Genomic DNA, 25,055 nt, shown 5'->3' with positions numbered 1-25,055 from the left:
CTCATGGTGACCCACTCAACCGCAGCAGCAGCGAGGGCCAAGCGCGTGCTCTTTATCAAGGATGGGATTCTTTACAACCAGATCTTCCGCGAGGAAAAGACAGAGCGTCAGATGTTCCAAGAAATCTCGGATACTCTGACGATCATGGCAAGTGAGGTGGAGTAGATGTTTCGATTAACCACTAAATTAGCTTGCTCCAATCTGATTAAGAACCGCAAGCTCTATTATCCCTTTGCGATTGCGGTCATTCTCGCAGTGACCATCGCTTACCTCTTTGACTCCCTGACCTTTAATCCCCGTATTTCCGAGCTTCGAGGGGGCTCTTCCATAGTGTTCACTCTCAGCTTGGGGTTCTTCGTGGTCAATGCCGCAGGAGCTATCATCGTGCTCTATGCCAATAGCTTCGTCATGAAAAATCGCTCCAAGGAGCTGGGCATCTACAGCATGCTAGGCCTTGAAAAACGCCATCTCATCAGCATGATCTTCAAGGAACTCTTGCTTTTTGGCTTTCTAACCATCTCAGCCGGTGTCTTGATTGGAGCCCTCTTTGACAAGCTGATCTTCGCCTTTCTCTTGAAACTCATGAAGATGAAGGTCCAGCTAGTATCTACCTTCCAACCTGGGATTGTTATCTTGGTCTTTGTCACCTTTGGTCTCATCTTTGGACTTTTGATTCTTCTCAATGCTTGGCGCATTCTCCGTTTGAATGCCTTGCAGTTGACGCGTGAGAAGGCCAGTGGAGAAAAGAAAGCTCGCTTCCTGTGGCCCCAAACCATCCTGGGCTTAGCCTCTCTTGGTTTTGGCTATTACCTAGCTTTGTCTGTCAAAGACCCTATCATTGCGCTTGTGACCTTCTTTCTAGCGGTTATCTTGGTCATGATTGGCACCTACCTGCTCTTTAATGCGGGGATCACCGTCTTCTTGCACCTGCTTAAGAAAAAGAAGAGCTATTATTACCAGCCCAACAATATGATCTCGGTCTCTAACCTCATCTATCGTATGAAGAAAAATGCAGTGGGCCTTGCTACCATTGCCATCCTCTCGACCATGGTGCTGGTGACTATCTCTGCAGCCACCAACATCTATGTCGGTAGCGAAATGGTCAAGAAAATCATGGCGCCTCATGATTTCTCTGTCCAAGGGAAAGGGGTCGATCTGGAGCAGATCAATCAAAAATTTGATGAATTTGCTTCTGAACACCATCTCAAGATCACAAATCGCGACCTGATGACCTATGCCAACTTTGGGGTTAAATCACAAAAGGGCACGGATTTCACTGTCTATCCAGCTGATGAACGCAGCGTCACTCCTAAAACTGTCTTTATGGTCTTTGATGTAGCTAGTTATGAACACATGACAGGCGAACACGTCGATCTGACAGGCAACCAAGTCATCCTCTTTGCCCATAACGAGGCTCTTAAGGGGCAAAAGCAGTTTACTATCAACGGGCATGACTTCCAAGTCAAGGAAGAAGTGAGCAAGGATTTTATCACCGATCACGTGCCCAATCAGTTTAATATGCTGACGGAGGATTTCAATTACCTGATCGTGCCTGACCTCTCAGCCTTTGTCGCTCAGTTTCCAAATCTGGCCATCAATACCAATATCTACGGTGGTTTCAATGTCAATGTCGATGAAGAGCAGCAGCTCAAGCTAGCAGCTAGTTATGACAAGATGATCGATGAATTGAGTAGTCAACAGGGCCAAGGAACATTTATCTATGGAGGTAACCGGGCCAATGATGTGGCAGAGTTGAATAGCCTCTTTGGTGGCATCTTCTTTATCGGAATTTTCTTGTCACTGATCTTTATGGTCGGAACGGTCATCGTCATCTACTACAAGCAAATCTCAGAAGGCTATGAAGACCGTGACCGCTTCGTCATCCTCCAACAGGTGGGGCTCGATGAATACGAGGTCAAACGGACCATCAACCGTCAAGTGCGGACTGTCTTCTTCCTCCCTCTCATCTTTGCCTTTATCCACCTGGCCTTTGCCTACCATATGATCCGCCTGATTCTTAAAGTGCTCGGTGTCATCAATAGTAGCCAAGTCCTCATCGTGACCCTCAGTGTCTGTGCCGTCTTTTTCATCACCTACCTAATCGTCTTTTGGATCACCTCTCGGAGCTATCGTAAGATTGTGCAGATTTAAGAAAAGAAACTCAAATTAAATTAGAAACTTTCCTTAGGTGAGTACGGACGTCAGCGAACTTCGAAGAAGTTCCATGACTAATTATTGAGCCTAAGGTCTCAATAATTCCGAGTGCCTGAAACATAATTATTTCAGGCACTTTTCTCACAGCGGAAAGTTTCAATATACTCTAATAATAATCAGATATTATTTGGATATTTTTGCACAATAATCCAGCATAGGTTATTCAAAGAAAAGAATTGTCAATTTTTTTAGCTTGCTCATAGCGGGCTTTTTTGTACGAAAACCGACTGCGATTGTTTTTGTTTTTCAAAGGGATACACAAAAAAGACTGAACCCGTAGAGTTCAGTCTTTGTTCACTTTCTATTAAAGTGATGTAAGGAAAGTCAATCCCCCTAGGATGACACCTGCCGAATTCGGAATGATCAAAATCCAGTCTTTTTTAGGTTCCTTTGTCCAACCATAAATGACCCAGATCAAGCAAGAAATAGCAGCTGACAAGGGTTGGAAAGGTTGGGCCTTATTTCCCTGTAAATTAGCAATAATTTGTGGGATGTAGGCAATGAAAACGATAATCCCAATAAAGGCACCGATCGAGCCAACGATTTGGTTGATTTTTTGTTTATTCATAAAATTTTACCTCTGTGTATCAATATAGCATAAGTAGGAAGAAAATGCAATTAATTTGCATGCTACGAAAAATGAAAACGATCACATTTGCAAAAGAATTAGACAAAGTGTCAAAAAATGGCAACTAGAGAGAAAATTCACTCGAAAAGAAATCCATCTTCCTGCAAAATCACAAGATTGTGACACTTTACAGTTTAGTAACATTTGAAAAAAGTACTTGAATTTTAAGAGGGCAAGCGTTAGAATAGTGCGTACTTAAAAAAAGAAAAGGAAATGGTAGTTTCAAAATGAATGAAAAACAAATGAAAATTCTTGGTTGGGTTGCGACCTTTATGTCTGTGATGATGTATGTCTCTTACTTCCCACAAATCATGGATAACCTCGCTGGTCACAAAGGGAACTTTATTCAACCGCTTGTCGCAGCCATCAACTGTAGTCTTTGGGTCTATTACGGACTCTTCAAAAAAGAACGCGATATTCCACTTGCTGCAGCTAATGCACCAGGGATCATCTTTGGTTTGATCACAGCGATCACAGCCTTGTAATTAATTAAAAAAGCTGGACAAAAGTCTGGCTTCTTTTTTTATGACTTCACTCATTTCCATGGTATAATGGGAGGACTATTCATAGAGAAGATCAAAAGGAGACAAGAGTGGAGCAAAAACATCACTGTCAAGTCCTATGGGCGAAAAATAAATACCTGGTGCTCAGTCGTTCGAGTAATATCTACAAGGAAATCCGGGAATACCTCAAGCGAGACCAGGTGGAGGTCAGCCACGTCGAGGACCTGATCCAGCAAGCGCTGGCCTTGCCAGAAAATCGTGGCCAGGTCTCCAATGCCTTTCAGCATATCTGGGGCTATTTCAAAAAGCAGGCGACTGCAGAGGAAAAGGCGGACTTTATGCTGCTACTTGAGAAATACCAGCATGGCCAAGCTAGCCAAGAGGATCTCATCAAGGGGATCCAGACGCTCCTTGAGCGCTATCCAAATCGCTACTTACAAGACTCGACACTACTAGGAGGTCAATAAATGAGACTGTGGCACCAAGATTTGATCAGCAAACTCCCTCGACCCCAGCTCCTCGGCCAACACCGGGAATGCTGCGCCCTTCGAGGCAATGGCTGGGGCAAGAAGCATGCGACGGTCAACTATGTCTTTGACTACTCGCCCTATCGCCTCTATGCCTATCACCGCCTGATCATGGAGGAGATGACCGCTCGTGGCTACAAGGTTAGCCCAGAGTGGTGGGAGTCGACCTACCGAGGCAAGACCTGCCCAGCTTATCCAGAACTGGAAGAAGAAGACTTGAGCAACCCTATCTATCCTGAACATCAGAACACCTATCTTAAAGAATGCCTGGAGAACCTAGCAGAAAAAGGAATCCAACTAGACTAAGAAAGAACGAACCAGACCAGGTTCGTTTTTTTACGCCAAAAACCAACAAAATGCTTTGAAAGCGTTAATTTCTTTCCCAAACATGCTATAATAATAGGAGATTATGTACAGGAAAAGGATAGACGGATGAAGGCAGTAGCAACTCCAGAACTTGAGATTGAAAGACAGTTAATCCAGCAGTTGACATCAGGAGAGAGTCAGTGGACTTATCGCCAGGATCTCAAGAATGAAGACAAGTTATGGGACAATTTCTTTGACAAGCTCGCGCAAAATAATGTCGCCTTGTTAGCGGACCATCCCTTGACCGATCAGGAAAAGCGCCAGATCAAGAACCAGCTCAACTTTGTCAGCTATTATGAAGCAGCCAAGTGGCTAGCAGGTGAAAATGGCATCGCCAAGGTTGAAGTCCAACGTGAGGATGCCAGTCTAGGGACCATCCGTCTGGCGGTCATTTGGCGGGACAATATCGCTGCTGGTAAGTCAAGCTATGAAGTGGTCAATCAAGTCGAACGAGACAAGGCCTATCCGCTAGACCAAGATCGACGGCTCGATACGACCCTTTTGATCAATGGCCTGCCTCTCATCCATATCGAACTCAAGAGTCCACGAGTAGCCTTTCTAGATGCCTTTCACCAGATCAAAAAGTACGACCGTGAAGGCAAGTTCCGGGGGATTTACTCGAGCTTACAGATGTTTGTCGTGACCAATAAAGTCGACACACGCTATATCGCTGCAGTGCGTGAAAGCAAGCTAAACAAGCAATTCCTAACCAAGTGGGTGGACAAGGACAACCAGCCCATGATCGATCTCAACAGCTTTGCTCATGAGGTTCTCTCCATCCCTCGGGCCCACCAGATGGTCATGCAGTACTCGATCATCGACGATAGCAAGAAGGCCCTCATCCTCCTGCGTCCCTACCAGATCCATGCCATCGAGGCTGTACAGGAAGCCTCTCGTCGCCAAGAGTCGGGCTATATCTGGCATACGACCGGATCAGGTAAGACCCTGACCTCTTACAAGGTAGCGCGCAATCTCTTGCAGATCCCAGCGATCCAAAAGACCATCTTTGTCGTTGACCGCAGAGATCTAGACCAGCAGACGACCTCGTCCTTCCTATCTTATGCGGCCAATGATGTCATCGATATCGACGAGACGGACAATACCCATGAACTGGTCAAGCGCCTAGGGGGCAATGACAAGCGCGTGGTGGTGACAACCATCCAGAAAATCACGACCATGATGCGCAAGTTTGAAGAAGGAAAGTACCAGCGGGATGCTGGGAAGATCAAGGACCTGCGCGTGGCCTTTGTCGTGGATGAGTGCCACCGGGCGGTCACGCCACAGACGCAAAAGGAGATCAAGGCCTATTTCAAGAACTCTCTCTGGTATGGCTTTACAGGGACTCCGATCTTTAAGGAAAACAAACGCAAGCAAGTGGGTGACCTGGCTCAGACCACCCACCAACAGTATGGCGATCGCCTACATGAATACACGGTCAAGGAAGCCATCCATGATGGAGCGGTTCTAGGCTTTAAGGTCGACTACCGTAATACCATCATCTCAGATCTGCTAGAAGAAGAGATCCCAGACCAGGCCTATGAGGACAAGGAGCACATGCTAGAGGTCCTAGATGCCATCCTCAATAAGAGCCAGCAACAGCTCAATATCCCTAAAGGGGTCGGAAAGAGCTATGAGGCTATCTTGACAGTCAAGTCTATCCCACGAGCACAGGCTTACTACAATCTGCTCAAGAGCATTCTCGCTGGCAAGGAGCGAGTCAAGGTTTCCGAACGGGTCAAACGCCATTTGCCAGATTTTCCAAAGTTTACCATCACCTACTCAGTATCTGAAAATGAGGAGGAGTCCATCGGCTACCAAGACCACATGAAGCAGGTCATGGAGGACTACAACCAAGAGTTTGGTACGCATTTTAGCCTAGCGGATCTGCGGGGCTTTAACACCGATGTCAACAATCGCCTGGCTAGAAAGCAGGATAAGTACCTTTACCGCAATGAGCAGTTGGATCTGGTCATCGTGGTCGATCGTCTCTTGACTGGTTTTGATGCACCTTGTCTTTCTACGCTCTTTATCGATCGCAAGCCTATGCGCCCACAGGACTTGATCCAGGCCTTTAGCCGGACCAATCGGATCTTTGATGACAGGAAGCACTTCGGCCATATCATCACCTTCCAGCGTCCTCAAGCCTTTAAGGAAGCTGTCGACAATGCCCTCAAGCTCTACTCCAATGGAGGAGAAAATGAGGTCCTGGCACCAAGCTGGGAAGAAGAGAAGCGCAACTTCTTAAAAGCCTGGGCAGAGTTTAAAGGCCAAGTCACAGACTTCGAAGAAGAAGGAGTCGCCCTCGAGCAGGCTCCAACAGCCCAGCTCCGCAAGGTCGCCAAAGCCTATCAGGTCTTTGACAAGTACCAAGCCTCGATCCGCGTCTACTCAGAGTATGATAAGGAAGAGATCTATCGGGAAACAGGCCTCAGCGACAGTCAGCTCGAAGCCTATCTGGGCCTCTATCAAAATATCCTGGCGGAGATCAAGAGCAGGGACCCAGAAGTGGGCAGGGAAGATGAGCTGGATATCCACTATGAGCTGGAGTCTGTCCAAGTCGATGAGATCAACTATGCCTATATCCTGATGCTGATCCAGAGTATGATTCAGCAGGAGGAAAATGAGGAGCAGACCCTGAGTGACAAGGATATCGCAACCGTGGATAGCTATATCGAGAGCCTGAGCCGGACCAATCCAAGCCTAGCAGAGATCATCCAAAGCCTCTGGATCCAAGTCCAAGAAGAGCCCGAACGCTACCGAGGACAATCCATCACAGGAGTCTTAGACCAGATGATTGAATCTATCATCGATAGCCATATCGTAAGCTTCGCCAAAAACTGGTATATCGGAGCCGACGAGCTGCGCTACTATATCCAACACTACCGCAAGGGTGCCAAAAAACAAGCCGGCGAAAGCCAGCTGACCAAGAGCCAACGCTACAAAGACTACAAGGCAGAAGTAGCAGATGCCCTCAACCCACTCAGCTATAAAAAACAAATCAAAGAAGCCTATACCCAACTGATCGAAGAGGTGATTGAACCACTGAGAGTGGGGAGGTAACTATATATAGTTTTTTTATAGATAGATTATTTTAAAAATAGTTTAAAAAGCCCTATGTAGGGCTTTTTATAGTGTGATTTATAATGTTAACCTTAAATTCAAAATCAATATATTGTGGTTTGTGAATGTAGATTATAATATTTACACAATATAAAGTGTTTTGCTATTGTTTGTATTTCTTTATCTTGATATAATAACAAGTGTAGAAAAACTATTAGTCGTGGATGATGACTAGTTTGGGTAGTGAATTTTGGAATACTTTAATAATCTCAAACATAATTATCATCAATTATTAAAATTATAAAATACAATATAAAAATAATTTATAATCTTTTAAAAGATAGAGAGGTTACAGAAATTGACTAACATTGAAATAAAAAGAAAAATATCTAAGATATTTCAAGAAGCAAGAAAAAACTCTAAGCCACAAAAATGTTTACTTTGTGATAAAGATTTAGCAGGATTATGTAATTCCCATTCCGTCCCTAGATTCGTATTAAAAAATATATCAGAAAATGGGAAAGTTGCTCAGTCTACAAAAATTATGTCATAACTGTGACAATGAATTTTTTAAAAATTACGAATCTGAAGAGGCCTTGCTTGGAGATATTTCTGATCGTATGTTAGCTGAAATTGCTTTAAAAAATGAATTGATTAATATTTCAAAAAGAAGTCAAGAAATTGAATTATATAATTTATTTGAAAATAGAATAATAGGTTTTGATTTATTAGAGAAACAACATTTTTTAGATTTAAGAGACTTTCATGAAGAAGTAAATGTACATAAAAGAGAAATAAAAAACAATACAAAGGGAGCTTATCAGATACTTTATAAAGAGTTACTTCCTTTTGTAGTACCTATTGCTACTCAAGTAGCAGTAACATTGCAAACAGATATGTATGGTTATCCAGTTAATAACGTTTACGATTTTAGGTCAGATGTTAAAATGCAGGATTTTCATTTGGTAATATTTCCATTAGAAAAAACATCTTTAATTCTGGCTTTTTATCATAAGAAAAATAAGAAATATAGAAGCCTTAGACATCAATTTAATAGTGAAAGTGCAGAAAAAGTAAAAGAATTTTTAAATTACATCATTTTTGCGTATACTGAAAATTTTTTTATTAATAAAAACACTTGTGATGTAATTATGCAGGATAATAAGCTGAGTCAACTAAGTAAAGAACTTTTTCAGCAACCAAATTTTGGTATGGACTCTGATTATAGTTTTCTATTTGGTGATTATATTCCAGTAAAACCGGATGAGATTCCTAATCTTTTGTTAAAAGAATGGGCAATTAAGTAAAAAATATAATTATCAATAAAAATTTCCTTTATTTTTGATTAAGATATAATTTATGGTGTTATAGAACAACTTGACGAATTTTTATAAAATGTTATTATAATATAGTCCACGGGTTTAGCCGCGTGGGAATACGAATTTCGTTGTCTCAATCGTACAGAACTTGATTTCTCTACATAATTTCAGGACGTTTTCACCTGTAATCTTCATTACAGGCGTGTTGTTATGTAGGATAATAATACGAACTTTGACACGACTGTCCTTCGGCCAGCGTATCAGAGTCGAGATTGTCAAGCTAGAATTGGTGAGGACAATCTCTACTCTTATGAAAAGAGTCAAATACTCATTAATAAGAAAGGAGATGTTTGATATGTTCAAACAACTTTTAATTAATATTCTTATTGAGATTACGACGAATTTAAAAATCGGTAATTTATTTTAATATGTGTGCAATATTGGTTATATATAGGATTACCGACCTATTACTAATATTGCTCCTTTTTTATTATTATGAACGAGATTAATTTTAAATTATACATTTGTAAGCAATACAAGCACCTTGATAAGCGTATTAGTTTTGATAAAGTAAAGTTATATGTTTCAAATTCCAAAAAGATTGCTCATCATAGCTTTCTTCCTTTTTTGCGTTATGAAAGAATAACTGAGAAGTATGTGGGAAAACAATTAAAAATATCAAGTGTTCGACCTATAAAACGTAAAGTTCGTACTTTAATGTATTCTGGCCACCTAGATAGTTATATTTATAAGTATTACTCGGACTTATTAAACATTAAATATAATGAATGGATGAAAAGTACAAAGCTTAATCAATATTCAGTTGCTTATCGTACCAATAAAAAGCATCAAAGTAGTATTAATTTTGCTGCAGAAGCTATATCTTTTATTGAAAGTCAAAAAAATGCACTAATTATTGTTGGAGATTTTGAACATTTCTTTGATACTCTCGATCATAGATTGTTGAAAGAAAGATTAATTCGAGTACTTAATGTTCAAAAATTATCTGATGATTGGTATAATGTTTTTAAATCTATAACAAAATTTGCTTATATTGATAAGGAAAGTCTAGAATCATCAAATAGCCCGTTAGTTCAAAAGAAGTATTATAGCTATTTTAATAGTATAAGAGATTTTAGGAAATATCAGAAAACACATAAATGCTACATAAACACTAATTCTTATGGAATACCACAAGGCAATTCTTTAAGTGGTGTATTGGCTAATATATATGCGATTGATTTTGATAAGGATTTATCTGACTTAGCAAGAGATTTTAATGGTTTTTATCAAAGATATTCTGACGATTTTATTTTAGTACTTAATGAGAACATGCTAAAGGATGAATATGGCATTGATTATGTAAAGAAAATGAATTCAAAATTGGAGAGTTTAGCAGATATTAACAGAATTTGTCTCCAAGCTGAAAAGAATAAAACATATCTAATAAAAGATGATGTAATATATAATAGCCTAGGTAAAGAAAGTCATGTTGATTATTTAGGTTTTACATTTGATGGTATTAATGTTAAATTACGTGAAAAAAGTATTTATAAATTTTATCGCGAAGCAAGAAAATTAATCTACAAATCGAAGAGTATTAAAAAAAATAAAAATTTAAAAAAGTTGCCCAATCGACATAAGATTTATTCTTTGTATACAGATTTTGGAAAATCCAAATACTACCCGAGTAATTTTATAAGCTACGTTAAGCGTGCTCAACATATTTTTGATAAAATTAGTCCAAATACAAACAATTTGATGTTGTTGCAATTAAAAAATAGGAAGAAGAAAATTGAGAGTGCGCTAGGGTACCGAATTCACTCTCGCATTGAAAAGAGTAATAAATGAAAATTGAATCACCTATATATAGATTTGAAAAATTTGATAAGAATTGGCTTTTTGTAAAGATTAGTGATTTAGCTAGTCAGTTCAAAACTGGAGGGACTCCGAGTACAAAAGAGCCAACTTTTTGGGGTGGCTCTATACCGTGGATTCAGTCATCTGATATCCAAAAGGATATACTATATGGTGTTATACCGCAAAAATTTATTTCAGAGGAAGGATTACAAAATTCGTCAGCGAAATTAATTCCTAAAAATTCTATTGCTATTGTTACCAGAGTTGGTGTTGGTAAATTAGCTATCATAGATCAAGATTATGCAACAAGTCAAGATTTTTTGTCTCTTTCAGATTTTGATGGAGATACTCAATTCTTAGTCTATAGTATCTATAGAATGCTCCAGAAAGAGAGTACACAACTGCAAGGAACTTCAATTAAAGGAATTACCAAAGAAGACTTGCTATCAAAGAAAATAGGTCTTCCTGAGATTGACGAACAATCTGCCATCGGTTCCCTCTTCCGTACCCTCGACGACCTCCTGGCTAGCTACAAGGACAATCTTGCCAACTACCAATCTCTCAAGGCGACCATGCTCTCCAAGATGTTTTCCAAAGCTGGACAGGCCGTTCCTGAGATTCGTTTGGATGGATTCGAAGGAGAGTGGAGAATTATGAAATTAGGTGATGTATTATCTGAGTTAAAAAGTGGCTTGTCGCGAGAATTATCAAATGATGATATTGGCCTTCCAGTTATTAGAGCTAACAACATTAGTGACGGAAATTTGAATTTGGATAGAGATATAAAATACTGGTTTAAGGTAGATCCTAAAGGAGCTAATACCGCAAATTATTTTGTAAAAGAGAATGACATATTAGTTAATTTTATAAATAGTGAGGCAAAGATGGGAACTGCTGCAATTGTGTCAAGAGAACCAGATAGAGAGACAATATATACAACAAATATATTGAAATTAACCGTAAAAGAAGGCTACTATCCTTATTTTATATATTTAATGACTTTCGTACAAAGTTATCAAAATTATATAAAATCTATTACAAAACCTGCGGTAAATCAGGCAAGTTTTACGACTGTTGACTTTAAAAAATACGAATTTTTATGTCCAGTATTTCAAGAACAACAAGCCATCGGTGCCTATTTCTCTAACCTCGATAACCTCATCGCTGCTCACCAAGAAAAGATTTCACAACTCGAAACACTCAAAAAGAAACTCTTACAAGATATGTTTATTTAACCTTCAAAAATTCCCTTTATCCGCACTCATAAGCACAGCATTTTTCGAATAGTATAAGTGAGCCCCTTTGATTCTTTCAAAGGGTGCTCCTTAGTATTTAATAACTTAAAAGTATTTACTTTTAATAACTTTAGAGTTATAATAAATTCGAAAAGAGGTTGCTTTGTGCACGCTATTTATTTTTATAAGGACAAACAGGGGAATCAACCGGTATTGGACTACATGAGGGAGCTGGCTCGTCACGATAATAAGGACAGCCGGATCAAACTCAACAAGCTCAACGACTACATCGAGCTTTTGAGCCAGCATGGAACACGTGCTGGTCAACCCTACATCAAGCATCTGGATGCGGAGATCTGGGAGTTGAGACCCTTGCGGGATCGTATTTTATTCGTGGCTTGGCTGGATGGGAGCTTTGTCTTACTGCATCATTTTGTCAAAAAGACGCAAAAGACACCTAGACGAGAGATCGAGAAAGCCAAGCGAGAGTTGCAAGATTTGAAGGAAAGAGGGCTAAGAGATGAAGAATAGTGCCATCGGCAGCAATTGGAAAGATGTGAGAGTAGAGCTCTTCACCAAGGAAGAAATCCTGGAAAGTGATCTGCGGGTCGCGATTATGACTGAGCTGATCGAGGCTCGTCATGAAAAGGGCATTAGCCAAAAGAAACTAGAAGAACTCAGTGGGGTCAGTCAACCGGTCATCGCTCGGATGGAGACAGGCAAGACCAGTCCTCAATTGGACACGGTCTTGAAAGTCTTAGCCAGTCTGGGCAAGACCCTCGCTGTCGTCCCACTGGAACAAGAAAAGGTCTAAAAGAAATCAGAAAGAATTACTATGGAAACAACACAAACCTCCCAGTCGCTCTACCAAGCCCTGTGGAACTCAGCGGATGTGCTCCGCTCTAAGATGGATGCCAATGACTACAAGTCTTACCTTTTGGGGATGATCTTTTACAAGTACCTCTCAGATAAGTTGCTCTTCTTTGTAGCGGAGACTATGGAGGAGGAGACAGAAAGTCTGGATGAAGCCTTGGCTCTTTACCGAACCTACTATGAGGATCCCGACTCTCAAGAGGATCTCATCACTGTTATCACCGATGAACTCAACTTTGTCATCAAGCCAGACTTGACCTTTACGGCCTTGGTAGACCGGGTCAATGAAGGTACCTTCCAGCTGGAAGATCTGGCTCAGGGTTTCCGAGACATCGAGCAAAGTGATGACCTCTATGAAAACCTCTTTGAGGACATTGATCTCTACTCTAAGAAGCTAGGGGCCACTCCTCAAAAGCAAAACCAGCTAGTGGCTGCTGTTATGAAAGAACTGGCAGTGCTGGATGTGGCAGGTCATGCAGGAGACATGCTTGGGGATGCCTACGAGTACTTGATTGGTCAGTTTGCGACCGACTCGGGTAAGAAAGCTGGTGAGTTCTATACACCCCAGCCTGTAGCCAAGCTCATGACCCAGATTGCCTTTTTAGGGCGTGAAGACGAGCAGGGCTTTACCATCTACGATGCCACGATGGGATCGGGCTCCCTCTTGCTCAATGCCAAGAAGTATTCCCACCAGCCTCAAACCGTCCAGTACTTTGGTCAGGAGCTCAATACCTCTACTTATAACTTGGCTCGGATGAACATGATCCTACACGGGGTTCCGGTGGAAAACCAGTTCTTGCACAATGCCGATACGTTAGACGAAGACTGGCCGACTCAAGAGCCAACCAACTTTGATGGGGTCCTTATGAACCCTCCATACTCAGCTAAGTGGTCTGCAAGCTCTGGCTTCCTTCAAGATCCACGCTTCTCCCCATTTGGTAAGCTCGCCCCTCAATCCAAGGCAGACTTCGCCTTCCTCTTGCACGGTTATTACCATCTCAAGCAGGACAAGGGAGTCATGGCTATCGTCCTTCCTCACGGGGTCCTTTTCCGTGGCAATGCTGAAGGAACCATTCGCAAGGCCTTGCTGGAAGAAGGGGCCATTGATACGGTGATTGGTCTTCCTGCCAATATCTTCTTCAATACCAGCATCCCAACGACGGTCATCATTCTCAAAAAGAACCGTACTAATCGTGATGTCTACTTTATCGATGCCTCTAAGGAATTTGACAAGGGCAAGAACCAGAACATCATGACGGATGCCCATATCGAGAAGATCCTCAAGGCCTATAAGAGCAGAGAGGACATGGATAAGTTTGCTCATCTGGCTAGTTTTGAGGAGATCGTCGAGAATGACTACAACCTCAATATCCCACGCTATGTGGACACCTTTGAGGAAGAAGAAGTAGAGCCACTGACAGAGATCGTGGCTAAGATTAACCAAACCAATGCGACGATTGAAACCCAGACAGCTTCTCTTCTAGACATGCTCAGCCAGCTTCATGGAACGACTCCAGAAGCAGATGCCGAACTCAAGAAATTTGTCCAAGAGTTTAAGGGCTAGGGTGCGAGGAGATAGGGATTAGGTAAAGGGTACTTTATTCGCTATTTCCCAAATTTTTTTCGAATTATAGAAGTAGAGGGACCTTCCCTCTATTTTTTATCGAAAAGGAGCAGGGATGCAAAAGAGACACGCGCATGTATCGCCGACCTTGGACATCATGGCCAAGAAGATTTTTAGTTTGCCGGAGGTGACGGCAGCATTTATTCGGGATATTTTAGAGCTGGATGTAGCGGATGCTCAGATTGTGGAGGGAAGCCAGCCCCACAGCATGGCCTATGAGGAGGATGACTTGTTCTCCACTGCGGTGGATGTGAGAGCTAAGCTCCATGATGGAACCGAGGTGATCATCGAGATCCAGATTCGCAAGCAGCAGTATTTCTTGAATCGATTCCATTACTATTTGGCCAATCAGCTGGTGGAGAATGTGCAAAAACTGCGACAGCAAGGCCAGACTCATAAGATGTACGAGCAGATGGAGCCCGTCTATGGGATTGCGATTTTGGAGAAGTCGCTCTTACTGGACGAAGAGGCCGCCATCAATAAATACTGGCTGACCAATAGCCGGTCCGGAAAGCAACTCAAGACCTATTATAAAAATGGCAAGCACCAAAATCTTCTGCAGGTTGCCTTTTTAGAGCTAGACAAGTATAATAAAGATGAGAAGCTGACAGATGCAGGCAGACAGTGGTTGGAGTTTTTTGGGAATCTTCCCTTTACAAAAGCTCCCAGTCAGGCTGTGGCTCATGCAGATTCATTATTAGATTCATCTAGCTGGACTAAGGAGGAGAAGACCATGATAGACGAGCGGATTCGCATTCAAGAAAATTATGATATGACTATGGAGACAGCGATTGATGAAGCGCGAGAAGAAGGTTTGGAGCAAGGATTGGAACGTGGTCTGGAACAAGGTTTAGAAAAAGGCCTGGAACAAGGTCGTAATGAAGAACGTCTGCAGTTAATCCGCAAAATGGTCTCACGAGGAATGACACCTGAGCTTATCTCAGATATGACGGGCTTAACCATTGAAGAAATTGAGGCTCTTCTTTCCTAAGTCATAAACGGAGGCACCGCCTCTTTTCTTTTTTGAAAAAAATTGAAAATTTTCCCATTTTTTCAATCCGCCTTTCTAGAATTGTGGTAGAATAGAGTCAACAAAGAGCTATCCTCACCAACAGTGTGATCGATACTAGAAAAGAGGATTCTGATGACAAGAAAAATTGGTATTATTGGTTTGGGGCATGTGGGTGCGACCTTGGCCCACAGCATGATTTTGAAACACACCTGTGATCACTTGGTCTTGATTGATACCAATGAGAAAAAGGTCAAGGCAGATGCCTTGGATTTCTGTGATACAGTTGCCAATACGGGGTATCCGGTTCATATCACGGTCAATGACTACGCGGCTTTAAAAGATGCGGATGTTGTGGTGTCGACTCTTGGAAATATCGAGTTGCAGGCTAACAACACAGATGACCGTTTTGCGGAGCTTCCCTTTACCAGTAAGCAAGTGGTGCAAGTGGCGCGTGATTTGAAGGCTTCTGGCTTTAGCGGGGTCTTATTGGTAGTGACCAATCCGGTCGATGCAGTCACTCAACTCTATCAACAATATACCGGCCTTCCAAAAGAGCAGGTGATTGGGACAGGGACCTTACTGGATACAGCTCGGATGAAGCGCGCAGTCGCTGATCGTTTGCAGGTTTCTCCTGCTAGTGTATCAGGCTACAACCTCGGTGAGCATGGGAATTCTCAATTTGTCGCTTGGAGTCAGGTCCGTGTCAAAGGACATGCTATTACCGATCTCTTCTCTCAAGAAGAGCTGGACGCCATTAACTACGAATCCTTGCGTGGTGGTCATACTGTCTTTTTTGGTAAATTCTATACCAACTTTGGGATTGCTGCAGCAGCCCAACGCTTAGCAGAAGCTGTGATCAATGATAGCCACGAGGAAATGCCGGTCTCTAACTATCGTCCAGAATACGGAACTTATCTTGGCTATCCAGCGATTGTAGGTCGAAAAGGAATTATCGAACGATTGGACTTGCATTTGACAGAAGAAGAAAAAGAAAAATTACTCCATTCAGCCGAAACCATTAAGGAAAACACACGAAAAGGGCTGGAGCATGCATAAAAGAGAGGAGGCTGGGACAAAAGTCCTAGCCTTTTAATTGTTTTTGGATTGTCGAGCAAGACTAGATAGCGGGCTTGAAGTCATCATTAATTGGATTGTAAAGATCTCTGGGGTTTGTTTTTCTTGGATGTTGATCCTCTATAGATTTATACGGTTATGATTTATTGAAGGTTGGCTATTATTGTCCAACCTTTTTTATCTGACTCTTTTTAGGATTCCCCTATCGAAATGGAGTAAAAGTTAAAATTCCAAGTTGTAATTCTTGACATTACATCTAGGGCATGTATAATAGTTAATATAACAAATATTCTTACAACAGAAAGAGAAAGCAACTATGAGAAACATTTTATTTATCGTCGGATCCCTTCGTCAAGGATCTTTCAACCACCAAATGGCTCAGAAAGCAGAAAGCCTTCTTGAAGGAAAAGCAACGGTGACTTACTTGGACTACAAGGGCATCCCAATGATGAACCAAGATTTGGAAACGCCAACCTTGCCAGCTGTGCAAGCAGCGCGTGATGCAGTCCTTGCTGCGGATGCTATCTGGATCTTCTCACCAGTCTACAACTTTGCCATTCCAGGTGTAGTGAAAAACCTGATCGACTGGCTCAGCCGTGCGCTTGACCTATCAGAAACACGTGGTCCATCTGCCCTCCAAGACAAGATCGTAACCGTCTCTTCAGTCGCTAATGCAGGACACGAGCCAATGTTTGCGGCTTACCAAGCACTCTTACCATTCGTTCGGACTCAAGTAGTGGGTGACTTCACAGGAACAACCGTGAACCCAGAAGCCTGGGGAACAGGTGAATTGATCTTGACAGATGAAGCAGTGGAAGGATTGAAAAAACAAGCACAAGCTCTATTGGAAGCATAAGAAAAAGTCCATTTTGGACAATTTTCTTAAAAATAGAGAAAGTAAAAAAACTCTTAAGAATAGCGCTATATCAGCATTCCTAAGAGTTTTCATTCTATGGTGTCCAACCTACAAAATGGCAATGTTTCTATTGTTGCTAGGGTTTGTCTACGTTCTGAAAGCTGAGACAAAAGTTTCAGCTTTTTTAGATACTAAAGAGTTGTCCAAAGAAATAGGTTACTCCCATGGTAAGGAGGCCAATGATCAGGTTGCGAAGCATGGCTGGCTTGGTTGGTGCTTTTCCTAGTTTCGCACTGGTATAGCCAGTGAAGATCAAGGATAGTCCAACAACGAAGACTGTCACTGGAATGCGATAGTTAGCTGGAAAGAGAATGATAGAGAGCATTGGAGGAAGGGAACCAATAGAAAAAGCAAGGAAGCTAGATGCAGCTGCATGCCAAGGATTGGTAAATTCTTCGTATTCAATGCCGTATTTCTCTTCGACCAAGGCTTTGAGGGGGTGTTTCAGAAAGGCGCGCTCTGTCAGAATTTTTGCTGAAGTTTCGCATTCTCCATTTTCAAGATAAGCATGGTAGAGAGAGTCTCTAGCTAACTTTGGATCGCGATCCAATAAGGCTTGTTCGCGGTTCACAGCAGCTTCTTCCGTGTCTTTTTGTGTGGAAACAGAAACATACTCACCACCCGCCATCGAAAAGGCACCGGCCAGAATTGCAGACAAGCCAGATAAGAAAATGATCCAGATGTTATGCGTGGCACTGGCCACCCCGATCACCACTCCAGCGATAGAAATGATTCCATCATTGGCCCCTAGAACCGCAGCTCTCAAAATATTCAAGCGATCGCTAAATGATTCATCTACTCCATGTTTTATTTCAGTCATACAATGTCTCCTTTTCCTTATTTAGAATGATTATAAATAAAATACAGAAAGAAATCAAGGATTTTAACTCAAATGATAAAAGTTAGACAATTTAATGGAACCTTTTAGTTGTAAAATTTGACATTACAAGCAAAATGGAGAGAGAATTTGACATACACCTATCCTATCAAGGTTTATTTAGCAGAAGTGCATAATTTTTGAGGATCCTGATGGCATTCTAACGCGAGTGCGGAAAGGATAACAAAAAACAGCAGGCTTCCTGCTGTTTTTTGACGAGATAAATTAGTTGGTTTCATTATCTTTTCCCACCACCCAAAATAAGAGAAGGAGTTGGAAAATACCTAAGGCAAATAAGGTCATGAAACCATTGCGACTGCCTTTAGCTGTGGCTTGGGTGAAATCCAGCTTTTGATTGGCTTGGCTCATGGCAACGATCAAGGAAGCCAGAGTTGTTCCAACAGCACCTGCAAATTGTTGCAAGGTATTAAAGATTGCGTTCGCATCGGGTTGCTCTTCCAGAGAGAGTTGTTTCTGTCCGTTTGTCATGATATTTCCAAAGGCAAGTCCCATACCGGTCATGAAGAGCATGTAAAAGACGAGAATCAAACCATTTGTCAGCTTCAGGCCCAAGAGGGTGAAGTGAAAATGGGCCAGAAGGATGAAAGCAGCACCAAGGAGGATCGGTTTGCGGGCCCCCAGTTTATCTAGAATCAGACCAGAGAAAGGAGCAAAGCCAGCTCCAATGATGGCTCCTGGAAGCAGCATCAAGGCTGCAAGCGTAGTGCTTGAGTGGTTGACCAATTGGATATAATTAGGAAGAAGAAAACTCATGGCAAGAGAGCCTAATTGAAAGGTGAAGAAGGCTAGAATATGGCCAGTGAGACGATGATTTTTCAAAATAGAAAGATTGATAATGGGAGTCTCTAACTGATTGGACCGCCAGACCAAAAGGACCAGTCCCAAGGTTCCGATCACCAGCCAACCAAGCACAGAAAAACTGAAAAACGCATGATCCGCTAGGCCATGAATACCTAGAATCAACCCTATGAAAAGGGCAATGATGGCAAGAAGGCTCACGATATCAAAGGTTTCCCGCTTGACTTTACTGATTTGCTCAATGGAGCGAAGTCCTGCAACTAGTGAAGCTAGAAGGATCGGGAATTGAACTAAAAAGATGGACCGCCAGCCGAAGCTAGCTGTTAAGAGTCCCCCGACAGTAGGCCCTATAGCGGGTGCAATGGCTGTAATCAAGGTCCCCACTCCCATCATGAGACCGATCTTACGTTTTGGGACTTGTTCTAAAATGATATTAAACATCAGAGGGAGGGCAAAACCAACCCCCATTCCTTGGACCAATCGCCCCAGGACCACAAAGCCAAAATTTGGAGCTAAGAAGTCGATAAGAACACCTAAAACAGATAGGAGATTTCCAACTAAAAAGATGGACTTCATTTTAAAAGAACGCTTGAGATAAGCAGATAAGGGGACCACACAGGCAACCACTAGAAGATAGATGGTCGTAACCCACTGGACGGTTGCGGTGTTGATTTCAAATTCCTTCATCAATATCGGGAAGGTGATATTCATGGCAGTCTCTCCAGCCACCCCGCAAAAGGACAGGATCCCTGTCGCAAAGATCGCGAACAAGACCTTGGCTGAAATTTTTTCTTGTGACATAGACGTCTGATTCCTCCTAAATCTTTCTATAATGTTGTAAAAATGGTCTGAAAATCCATCCTAGCTCTCTCATTTTTCGTCAAATCCAATCGCTATGGGCATAGCAGGACCGACGGTAACCTGATTCATCGTTTTGTTAGCTAACAAATAGTATAGAGGAAATGAAGACCCCTGTCAAAGAGTTTTTCAAAAATTATGAAAATTTTAAAAGTATTCTCAAAAGATGATGCTTCTCCAAATGAAAGGGATTGCTCACCACTATGATATAATAAGATGAAAGCAAGCAATGTGAACACACCAATAGGGGGCGCCATGACCAAGTATTTAGTCCAGAAGTTTTTCTGGTTACGAGAAAAAAGTTTTATTCAGATTTCCCAGAAAACCCTGGTTTCCTTATTTCCTTTTTTCTTATTTTCAGGAATCATTCGAGTGATTGCCTTATCGGTCTTTTCTGATCGAGGCTATATCCATCAGCTCTTTTCGATGGACAGTTGGTTGCCATGGAATCAAGCTATCAGCCAGGTTCTTATTAATTTTTCCAACTTTCTAGGAGGTCTAGCAGGGCCTTTAGCAACCTACTTCGCTGGGAAATATACAGCTGGGCACTATGGTAGAAGTACGGGGACAGCCGGCGTGACTGCTCTTTTGGTCAGCTTGATTGTAGGGTCTCAGGAATTGTTGGTGGGACCACTCAATGATGGGCAACTGACAAGAATTAACTTACCTGCGACGACCAATATCCTCTTAGCCATTGTTTTAGGCTATCTAATCGGACAGATCTTTCGACTATCCAAGGCTAGTGACGACCAGATTGTGGACAAAGACTTTATCTATCAGCCCAAGACTGTGCGTCCCATTTTCTTGTCCTTGGTTCTGGGGGTTAGCCTGAATATTCTTCTCCTTCTTGGCAATCAGTACCGTATTTTTCAAATGATCGGTCAATTCTTTAGCTCTCTGACTATAAGCAGTCATCATTTCCTGTCCACTTTTGTTATGGGACTCTTCAGTGGCTTATCAGCTTGGGTCGGCAACAGTCAGGCTTTTGCCCTAAACTCAATTGTGGATGACAGTTTTGCTTTAGAAAATCTGAATTACGCTGTGACCCATCATACAACGACGGGGATTCCTCATCTCTATACTTTGACCAATTTGTATCGGAGTTTTGGCATGGTAGCTGGAATTGGCGCTGTCCTAGCACTTTTGGTAGCGATCTTACTGGTCTCCCACAGTCGAAAGGACAAGAAAGTCAGTCTCCTCAGTATTTTTCCAGGCCTCTTTAATAACGGTGCCCCCTTCATGGTAGGGATTCCGGTCCTGCTCAATCTTCTATATGTGATTCCCTTCTTATTGATCCCCTTGGTCAATATGGCCATCGCTGCTGTGGCTTTGTGCTTTAAGCTGATGCCAGCAGCCGTCTATCCAGTGCCAGATGGGACTCCGAGCCTTCTCTATGCTTTCATTGGAACGGGAGGAAGTCTGAGAGCCTTAGCTGTCAGTATACTTTGTTTTGCGATAGACGTGCTCCTTTATCTACCATTTGTCCGCATGGGAAATCGTATTCGAAAAGATCTAAAAGTGAAAGGAGAAAGCGATGAAAGTCTCTAAAAAAACAGCCATCGTCCTCACTTTGGTCTGTCTTTTCTTGATCGGTTTAGCCATTCCTTCTTATAGCTGGACTCGAACCAATGTTTCAAAAATCGAGAAATTTTATAATTCCAAACTGTCGCCCATCATCATGATTCCAGGAAGCTCAGCAACAGAGAACCGCTTTGATGGCTTGGTGACCAAGCTCAACCAAGGCCGCCAAGGCACCAAGCACAGTCTTCTCAAGCTCAAGGTATGGAATGATGGGAATATCACCTATAGCGGTAGTATTGATGCCAAGGACAATGAACCAGTGATTGTGGTTGGTTTTGAAAACAACAAAGATGGCTATAGCAATATTAAAAAGCAGGCTAAACTATTCAATCAAGCCTTTGAAGCCCTTCAAGAAAAATACAATTTTAATAATTTCAAGGGCTTGGGTCATTCTAACGGGGGCTTGATTTATACAGCCTTTATCGAAAATTATCTAGAAGATTATGATGTGGATCTCACGACCCTCATGACCATCGGAACTCCCTATAATTTCACGGAAACCAATATTCAAAACAAATCTGAGATGTTAGCCGATTTTATCAAGGGGAAAAAAGCCATCCCTAATACGCTTTATATGTATTCAGTAGCAGGAACCATCACCTATGATTCCGATGAGTTGGTCCCAGATGCCAGTGTTTCTGCTGGGAAATATATCTACCAAAACCAAGCTGCTAGTTATACGGAGATCACAGTGACGGGGGAAGATGCCCAGCACTCGGACCTTCCAACCAATGATGAGGTGGTTGCCTTGGTGAAAGAGCATATTGAAAGTCAACCGGATCGTAGAACCAAACCAAATAAAGAAAACTAATTGTGGCTGAGCAAAAACTCTCCAGACTTCTATGTTTAATAAGCATAACTGTATGACGCAGTGGTTGATTGCTCAAAGCACTGCTTTAAGGTGGTAGATAGGACTTGCGAAGCAAGTTTCCTAAGTATTCGTTCGCTTTTCAAGCTCCAAAGATGACCTAATGATGGAAACAAAGTTTCCTTTATCTACAACCTTCAACAGTCTCCCAGACTGTTGAAGCTATGCGGGGGAGGGAAAGTTGAAAAGGTTTGGGGAACCTTTTCAACCTTTTTAATTTTAGGAGTTCTTTCCCACTCCCACTTTTTTTAGTATAATAAAGATCAGTATGAAAACACGGGAGACTAAAGGAGATCAGATGAAAAGAAAACATTGGATGCAGTTGGGATTAGCGGCTTCGAGTATGGTCTTGTTAACAGGATGTTACCAAAGATACCAGCGCCAGTCCAGTCCTAAAAAAGAGGTTGCAACCAGCCAGACTTCAGCAAAGAAACAAGCATACAACAAACAATTATACCAGTCTGTTTTTTCAGACTATCAAAAGATTTTTGCCACTTCAAATGATTTGGATGCTATTTCCAAATTAAATTCTCAATTAGCCAAAGAAGATCGAATGATCAATAGCTGGGTGATCGAGACTGTCATCAATCAGCCAGAAGCCGTTCGCTATGCCTTTAAGGACTTAAATAGCGATGGGGTAGATGAGATGATCATCGCCAACCAGCAAACCGATGGGAGCTACTTTGCGACAGGAGTCTACTACCTCAAGGACCAAAAGCCGACCTTGCTTGCAGAAGGTTTCGTTGCTGGACACGGAGGAGCGCGCAATGCGACAACCCTCTATAAGGGAGGAGAAGTCCTGGAAGTCAGCTGGTTGTCGGGAACTGGCCGTGGTGTAGCCGTGCTTTCACGAATAGAAAAGACACCTCAAGCCGCGACAAAAGTCCAGGAAGAAGAAGTTCAGGTACCTGGGTCAGATCTGAATGCCCTCTTTGGAAAATCTGATGAGGATAAACTGGATCTCAAGAGTTTTGACTGGCAAACCTTTGAAAGCACACCATCAGGAGGCGATACCCAAAGCCAGGGGAAAACGCCATGGAATGCTGAAAAATCAGCAAAATTAGCAGAATTTATGAAGACCTGGGGTCAAAAGATGGGGCAACCCAACTACCAAAAAGGCATTGCTGGCGGTGATGTAGGACCAGACAACCTCTATACTCTAGGGGACAATAGCAAGATGGATGCTATTTATACAGATACTGGTCAAGGAAATGCAAAATACCGAATCGTAGAACGCTATAGCAATTGGGACAAGTATCCAGATGTGCATAGTTATTTCTTTGCCATTACAGATACAGGAGAGGGGATCGTCTTTCATTCCCCAACGACCAATGGTGGAAAGATGTACCTAAAACCAACAGACAACAAGGAACTTCAAGAAGAATTTACGCAACTGCTTCATCAATAAAAAGAAGAATAAACCAGAAAACGACTGTTTTTCTGGTTTTGTTTATCCCAAACAATGAATAAAAATACAAAATAAACGATATTTTTCAGGATAGAAAATATGTTAAAAACTAGTGATAATTAGCGGTATACAAGTGTTTAAAAACAGAAAATGTTTGACAATTAAAGGAAAATCATTTAAAATATATTCATTCTTTATTTATAGGAGAAAAAATATGAAAAAACTTCTTACAGCCGGTGTGGCTCTCTTGTCAGTTGCAACGTTAGCAGCTTGTTCTGGTAAAACTGCTTCAGAATCATCAAGCAAAGATGCAAAAGCTTCTTCTAGCAAAGTAGAAAAATCATCTACTTCAGAAAGCAAATCAAGCAGTTCATCAAAATCATCTAAATCAGCAACCTCTTCTGTTAAAATTCCAGAAATTGTCTTGTTGACTGATGATGAAATCGATAATGCCAAAACAATTGGTGATATGAAAACTCTTTATAGTAAATTAGTGGATAACTATAAAAAATATGCTCAAGATATTGGCGATCAAATTCCCGAATCACTGAGATCTAAATATACTCAACAAGTGGAACCAGCTCTCAAGACATTGGACGAATCAAAAACTCAATTTGATACAGCACTTTCAACTGGTGGTTCAGATGATACGGTTGTTCCTGAACAAGGGCGTACTGTTTTTGTACAACAATTGAAATCTGGACGTGACACTATGAAACAAGCTCTTGAAAGTGCATATAAATCAATTGCGCCATTGCTCTCTTCATCAGCTGAATAATCAATGAAAAAAATAGGGTAGGACCTCAAGTCCTAGCCTATTTTTGCTTTCTTACAAAAATGTAAGAAATAAAGGGTAAAATGTAAGGTTATGTTATGGTGAAAGCGTTTCAGTTTTAGTACAATAGATTTGTAAAAAACGATTGAAGCTTTTATCGAGCTAGAAAGGAATGGACCATGACCCTACTAGACGTTCAACATATCAAAAAAATTTACAAAACCCGCTTTCAAGGAACGCAGGTTGAAGCCTTAAAGGATATTCACTTCACCGTGGAAAAGGGTGAGTACGTGGCTATCATGGGGGAATCAGGATCCGGGAAATCCACCCTCCTCAATATCCTAGCCATGCTGGATCAGCCGACGGAAGGGCGGGTCTACCTCAATGGCACCGATACCTCAACCATCAAAAACAAGGACGCCTCCAGCTTCCGCCGGGAAAAACTAGGCTTTGTCTTTCAAGATTTCAACCTGCTCGACACCTTATCTGTCAAGGACAATATCCTCCTGCCCTTGGTCCTTTCCCGCAGACCAATCAAGGAAATGATGAGTAAGGTCGATAGCGTGAGTCGGGAGTTGGGCATTCACCAGCTCTTAGAAAAATACCCTTACGAAATCTCTGGTGGACAAAAACAACGGGTAGCCGTAGCACGGGCCAT

Annotated in this window: 23 protein-coding genes and 1 pseudogene; 20 read left to right on the top strand and 4 right to left on the bottom strand. The window is 41.9% G+C overall.

What is annotated here, in order from left to right; genetic code table 11:
* Together HMPREF2917_RS11705 and HMPREF2917_RS06040 are read left to right on the top strand one after the other, a co-directional pair.
* Positions 1-165, top strand: a pseudogene (locus tag HMPREF2917_RS11705) (ABC transporter ATP-binding protein); the annotation flags it as partial.
* Positions 166-2,151 carry an ABC transporter permease gene (locus HMPREF2917_RS06040; protein WP_070589571.1) on the top strand — a complete coding sequence of 662 codons (1,986 nt, stop codon included), beginning with the start codon at positions 166-168 and terminating at the stop codon, positions 2,149-2,151. It begins immediately after the preceding pseudogene.
* A gap of 367 nt (positions 2,152-2,518) precedes the next feature.
* Here the strand turns inward: HMPREF2917_RS06040 and HMPREF2917_RS06035 are convergent, their stop codons facing one another.
* Complete coding sequence (locus tag HMPREF2917_RS06035) at positions 2,519-2,782, bottom strand: SemiSWEET family transporter (protein WP_003012241.1); 264 nt, start codon at positions 2,780-2,782, stop codon at positions 2,519-2,521.
* 287 nt (positions 2,783-3,069) lie between these two features.
* Between HMPREF2917_RS06035 and HMPREF2917_RS06030 the strand changes: the two genes are divergently transcribed.
* The 13 genes from HMPREF2917_RS06030 (at position 3,070) to HMPREF2917_RS05970 (ending at position 17,151) form a co-directional block, all read left to right on the top strand.
* A complete protein-coding gene (locus tag HMPREF2917_RS06030) occupies positions 3,070-3,327 on the top strand; it encodes a SemiSWEET family transporter (RefSeq protein WP_003011864.1) in 258 nt (85 codons plus the stop codon).
* A 107-nt stretch (positions 3,328-3,434) separates the two neighbouring features.
* On the top strand, positions 3,435-3,812 hold the full coding sequence (locus HMPREF2917_RS06025) for a YbgA family protein (protein WP_070589570.1): 378 nt from the start codon (positions 3,435-3,437) through the stop codon (positions 3,810-3,812).
* The gene (locus HMPREF2917_RS06020; protein WP_070589568.1) at positions 3,813-4,178 is read left to right on the top strand and encodes a TIGR02328 family protein; all 366 of its coding nucleotides are present in this window, start codon (positions 3,813-3,815) and stop codon (positions 4,176-4,178) included.
* A gap of 126 nt (positions 4,179-4,304) precedes the next feature.
* Positions 4,305-7,298, top strand: coding sequence for a type I restriction endonuclease subunit R (locus tag HMPREF2917_RS06015; RefSeq protein ID WP_070589566.1), 2,994 nt, complete (start codon positions 4,305-4,307; stop codon positions 7,296-7,298).
* Positions 7,299-7,813: 515 nt separating this feature from the next.
* The gene (locus tag HMPREF2917_RS06010; RefSeq protein WP_256324255.1) at positions 7,814-8,605 is read left to right on the top strand and encodes a hypothetical protein; all 792 of its coding nucleotides are present in this window, start codon (positions 7,814-7,816) and stop codon (positions 8,603-8,605) included.
* Between the two features lie 669 nt (positions 8,606-9,274).
* The gene (locus tag HMPREF2917_RS06005) at positions 9,275-10,468 is read left to right on the top strand and encodes a reverse transcriptase domain-containing protein (protein ID WP_176745949.1); all 1,194 of its coding nucleotides are present in this window, start codon (positions 9,275-9,277) and stop codon (positions 10,466-10,468) included.
* On the top strand, positions 10,465-11,712 hold the full coding sequence (locus tag HMPREF2917_RS11585) for a restriction endonuclease subunit S (RefSeq protein ID WP_070589563.1): 1,248 nt from the start codon (positions 10,465-10,467) through the stop codon (positions 11,710-11,712). Before HMPREF2917_RS06005 ends, HMPREF2917_RS11585 begins: the two co-directional genes overlap by 4 nt.
* Positions 11,713-11,877: 165 nt before the next feature.
* Complete coding sequence (locus HMPREF2917_RS05995) at positions 11,878-12,243, top strand: type II toxin-antitoxin system RelE/ParE family toxin (RefSeq protein ID WP_070589560.1); 366 nt, start codon at positions 11,878-11,880, stop codon at positions 12,241-12,243.
* Positions 12,233-12,526, top strand: coding sequence for a helix-turn-helix domain-containing protein (locus tag HMPREF2917_RS05990; protein WP_070589558.1), 294 nt, complete (start codon positions 12,233-12,235; stop codon positions 12,524-12,526). The genes HMPREF2917_RS05995 and HMPREF2917_RS05990 overlap by 11 nt, the downstream gene beginning before the upstream one ends.
* A 21-nt stretch (positions 12,527-12,547) precedes the next feature.
* The gene (locus HMPREF2917_RS05985) at positions 12,548-14,149 is read left to right on the top strand and encodes a type I restriction-modification system subunit M (protein WP_070589556.1); all 1,602 of its coding nucleotides are present in this window, start codon (positions 12,548-12,550) and stop codon (positions 14,147-14,149) included.
* A 115-nt stretch (positions 14,150-14,264) separates the two neighbouring features.
* The gene (locus tag HMPREF2917_RS05980) at positions 14,265-15,200 is read left to right on the top strand and encodes an Rpn family recombination-promoting nuclease/putative transposase (RefSeq protein WP_070589554.1); all 936 of its coding nucleotides are present in this window, start codon (positions 14,265-14,267) and stop codon (positions 15,198-15,200) included.
* Positions 15,201-15,353: 153 nt separating this feature from the next.
* Positions 15,354-16,277: an L-lactate dehydrogenase gene (locus HMPREF2917_RS05975; protein ID WP_031576730.1), complete on the top strand. Its 924-nt coding sequence runs from the start codon at positions 15,354-15,356 to the stop codon at positions 16,275-16,277.
* 334 nt (positions 16,278-16,611) lie between these two features.
* Positions 16,612-17,151, top strand: coding sequence for an NADPH-dependent FMN reductase (locus HMPREF2917_RS05970; protein WP_070589552.1), 540 nt, complete (start codon positions 16,612-16,614; stop codon positions 17,149-17,151).
* Positions 17,152-17,335: 184 nt separating this feature from the next.
* On the opposite strand, the gene HMPREF2917_RS05965 is transcribed toward HMPREF2917_RS05970, so the two are convergent.
* From HMPREF2917_RS05965 to HMPREF2917_RS05960, 3 genes are all read right to left on the bottom strand, one after another.
* A complete protein-coding gene (locus tag HMPREF2917_RS05965; RefSeq protein WP_070450388.1) occupies positions 17,336-18,031 on the bottom strand; it encodes a VIT1/CCC1 transporter family protein in 696 nt (231 codons plus the stop codon).
* 173 nt (positions 18,032-18,204) lie between these two features.
* Positions 18,205-18,327 carry a hypothetical protein gene (locus HMPREF2917_RS11700; protein ID WP_256317999.1) on the bottom strand — a complete coding sequence of 41 codons (123 nt, stop codon included), beginning with the start codon at positions 18,325-18,327 and terminating at the stop codon, positions 18,205-18,207.
* Entirely contained in the window at positions 18,314-19,708 is a 1,395-nt protein-coding gene (locus HMPREF2917_RS05960) for an MFS transporter (RefSeq protein WP_070589550.1), read from the bottom strand. Before HMPREF2917_RS05960 ends, HMPREF2917_RS11700 begins: the two co-directional genes overlap by 14 nt.
* Positions 19,709-20,020: 312 nt before the next feature.
* Between HMPREF2917_RS05960 and HMPREF2917_RS05955 the strand changes: the two genes are divergently transcribed.
* The 5 genes from HMPREF2917_RS05955 to HMPREF2917_RS11695 form a co-directional block, all read left to right on the top strand.
* A complete protein-coding gene (locus HMPREF2917_RS05955) occupies positions 20,021-21,313 on the top strand; it encodes a PTS transporter subunit EIIC (RefSeq protein WP_070589548.1) in 1,293 nt (430 codons plus the stop codon).
* On the top strand, positions 21,300-22,157 hold the full coding sequence (locus HMPREF2917_RS05950) for an alpha/beta hydrolase (protein WP_070589546.1): 858 nt from the start codon (positions 21,300-21,302) through the stop codon (positions 22,155-22,157). Before HMPREF2917_RS05955 ends, HMPREF2917_RS05950 begins: the two co-directional genes overlap by 14 nt.
* A gap of 355 nt (positions 22,158-22,512) precedes the next feature.
* On the top strand, positions 22,513-23,622 hold the full coding sequence (locus HMPREF2917_RS05945; protein WP_070589544.1) for a DUF4767 domain-containing protein: 1,110 nt from the start codon (positions 22,513-22,515) through the stop codon (positions 23,620-23,622).
* 214 nt (positions 23,623-23,836) lie between these two features.
* Positions 23,837-24,400, top strand: a complete 564-nt coding sequence (locus HMPREF2917_RS05940; RefSeq protein ID WP_021152825.1) for a hypothetical protein — start codon at positions 23,837-23,839, stop codon at positions 24,398-24,400.
* Positions 24,401-24,576: 176 nt separating this feature from the next.
* Positions 24,577-25,055 (top strand): ABC transporter ATP-binding protein (locus tag HMPREF2917_RS11695; protein ID WP_256324254.1); only part of this gene is annotated, 479 nt, incomplete at its 3' end.

The sequence above is a fragment of the Streptococcus sp. HMSC061E03 genome, from assembly GCF_001813505.1.
Lineage (GTDB): Bacteria > Bacillota > Bacilli > Lactobacillales > Streptococcaceae > Streptococcus.
This window is presented reverse-complemented; position numbering and strand designations above follow the sequence as displayed.

Coding starts and splice junctions, on each gene's coding strand:
- HMPREF2917_RS05970 (WP_070589552.1), top strand. CDS start 16,612: ATGAGAAACATTTTATTTATCGTCGGATCCCTTCGTCAAGGATCTTTC.
- HMPREF2917_RS06010 (WP_256324255.1), top strand. CDS start 7,814: ATGGGAAAGTTGCTCAGTCTACAAAAATTATGTCATAACTGTGACAAT.
- HMPREF2917_RS05965 (WP_070450388.1), bottom strand. CDS start 18,031: ATGACTGAAATAAAACATGGAGTAGATGAATCATTTAGCGATCGCTTG.
- HMPREF2917_RS05990 (WP_070589558.1), top strand. CDS start 12,233: ATGAAGAATAGTGCCATCGGCAGCAATTGGAAAGATGTGAGAGTAGAG.
- HMPREF2917_RS05950 (WP_070589546.1), top strand. CDS start 21,300: ATGAAAGTCTCTAAAAAAACAGCCATCGTCCTCACTTTGGTCTGTCTT.
- HMPREF2917_RS11585 (WP_070589563.1), top strand. CDS start 10,465: ATGAAAATTGAATCACCTATATATAGATTTGAAAAATTTGATAAGAAT.
- HMPREF2917_RS06030 (WP_003011864.1), top strand. CDS start 3,070: ATGAATGAAAAACAAATGAAAATTCTTGGTTGGGTTGCGACCTTTATG.
- HMPREF2917_RS06015 (WP_070589566.1), top strand. CDS start 4,305: ATGAAGGCAGTAGCAACTCCAGAACTTGAGATTGAAAGACAGTTAATC.
- HMPREF2917_RS06035 (WP_003012241.1), bottom strand. CDS start 2,782: ATGAATAAACAAAAAATCAACCAAATCGTTGGCTCGATCGGTGCCTTT.
- HMPREF2917_RS05940 (WP_021152825.1), top strand. CDS start 23,837: ATGAAAAAACTTCTTACAGCCGGTGTGGCTCTCTTGTCAGTTGCAACG.
- HMPREF2917_RS05960 (WP_070589550.1), bottom strand. CDS start 19,708: ATGTCACAAGAAAAAATTTCAGCCAAGGTCTTGTTCGCGATCTTTGCG.
- HMPREF2917_RS05980 (WP_070589554.1), top strand. CDS start 14,265: ATGCAAAAGAGACACGCGCATGTATCGCCGACCTTGGACATCATGGCC.
- HMPREF2917_RS06020 (WP_070589568.1), top strand. CDS start 3,813: ATGAGACTGTGGCACCAAGATTTGATCAGCAAACTCCCTCGACCCCAG.
- HMPREF2917_RS05955 (WP_070589548.1), top strand. CDS start 20,021: ATGACCAAGTATTTAGTCCAGAAGTTTTTCTGGTTACGAGAAAAAAGT.
- HMPREF2917_RS06040 (WP_070589571.1), top strand. CDS start 166: ATGTTTCGATTAACCACTAAATTAGCTTGCTCCAATCTGATTAAGAAC.
- HMPREF2917_RS05985 (WP_070589556.1), top strand. CDS start 12,548: ATGGAAACAACACAAACCTCCCAGTCGCTCTACCAAGCCCTGTGGAAC.
- HMPREF2917_RS05975 (WP_031576730.1), top strand. CDS start 15,354: ATGACAAGAAAAATTGGTATTATTGGTTTGGGGCATGTGGGTGCGACC.
- HMPREF2917_RS05945 (WP_070589544.1), top strand. CDS start 22,513: ATGAAAAGAAAACATTGGATGCAGTTGGGATTAGCGGCTTCGAGTATG.
- HMPREF2917_RS11700 (WP_256317999.1), bottom strand. CDS start 18,327: ATGAAACCAACTAATTTATCTCGTCAAAAAACAGCAGGAAGCCTGCTG.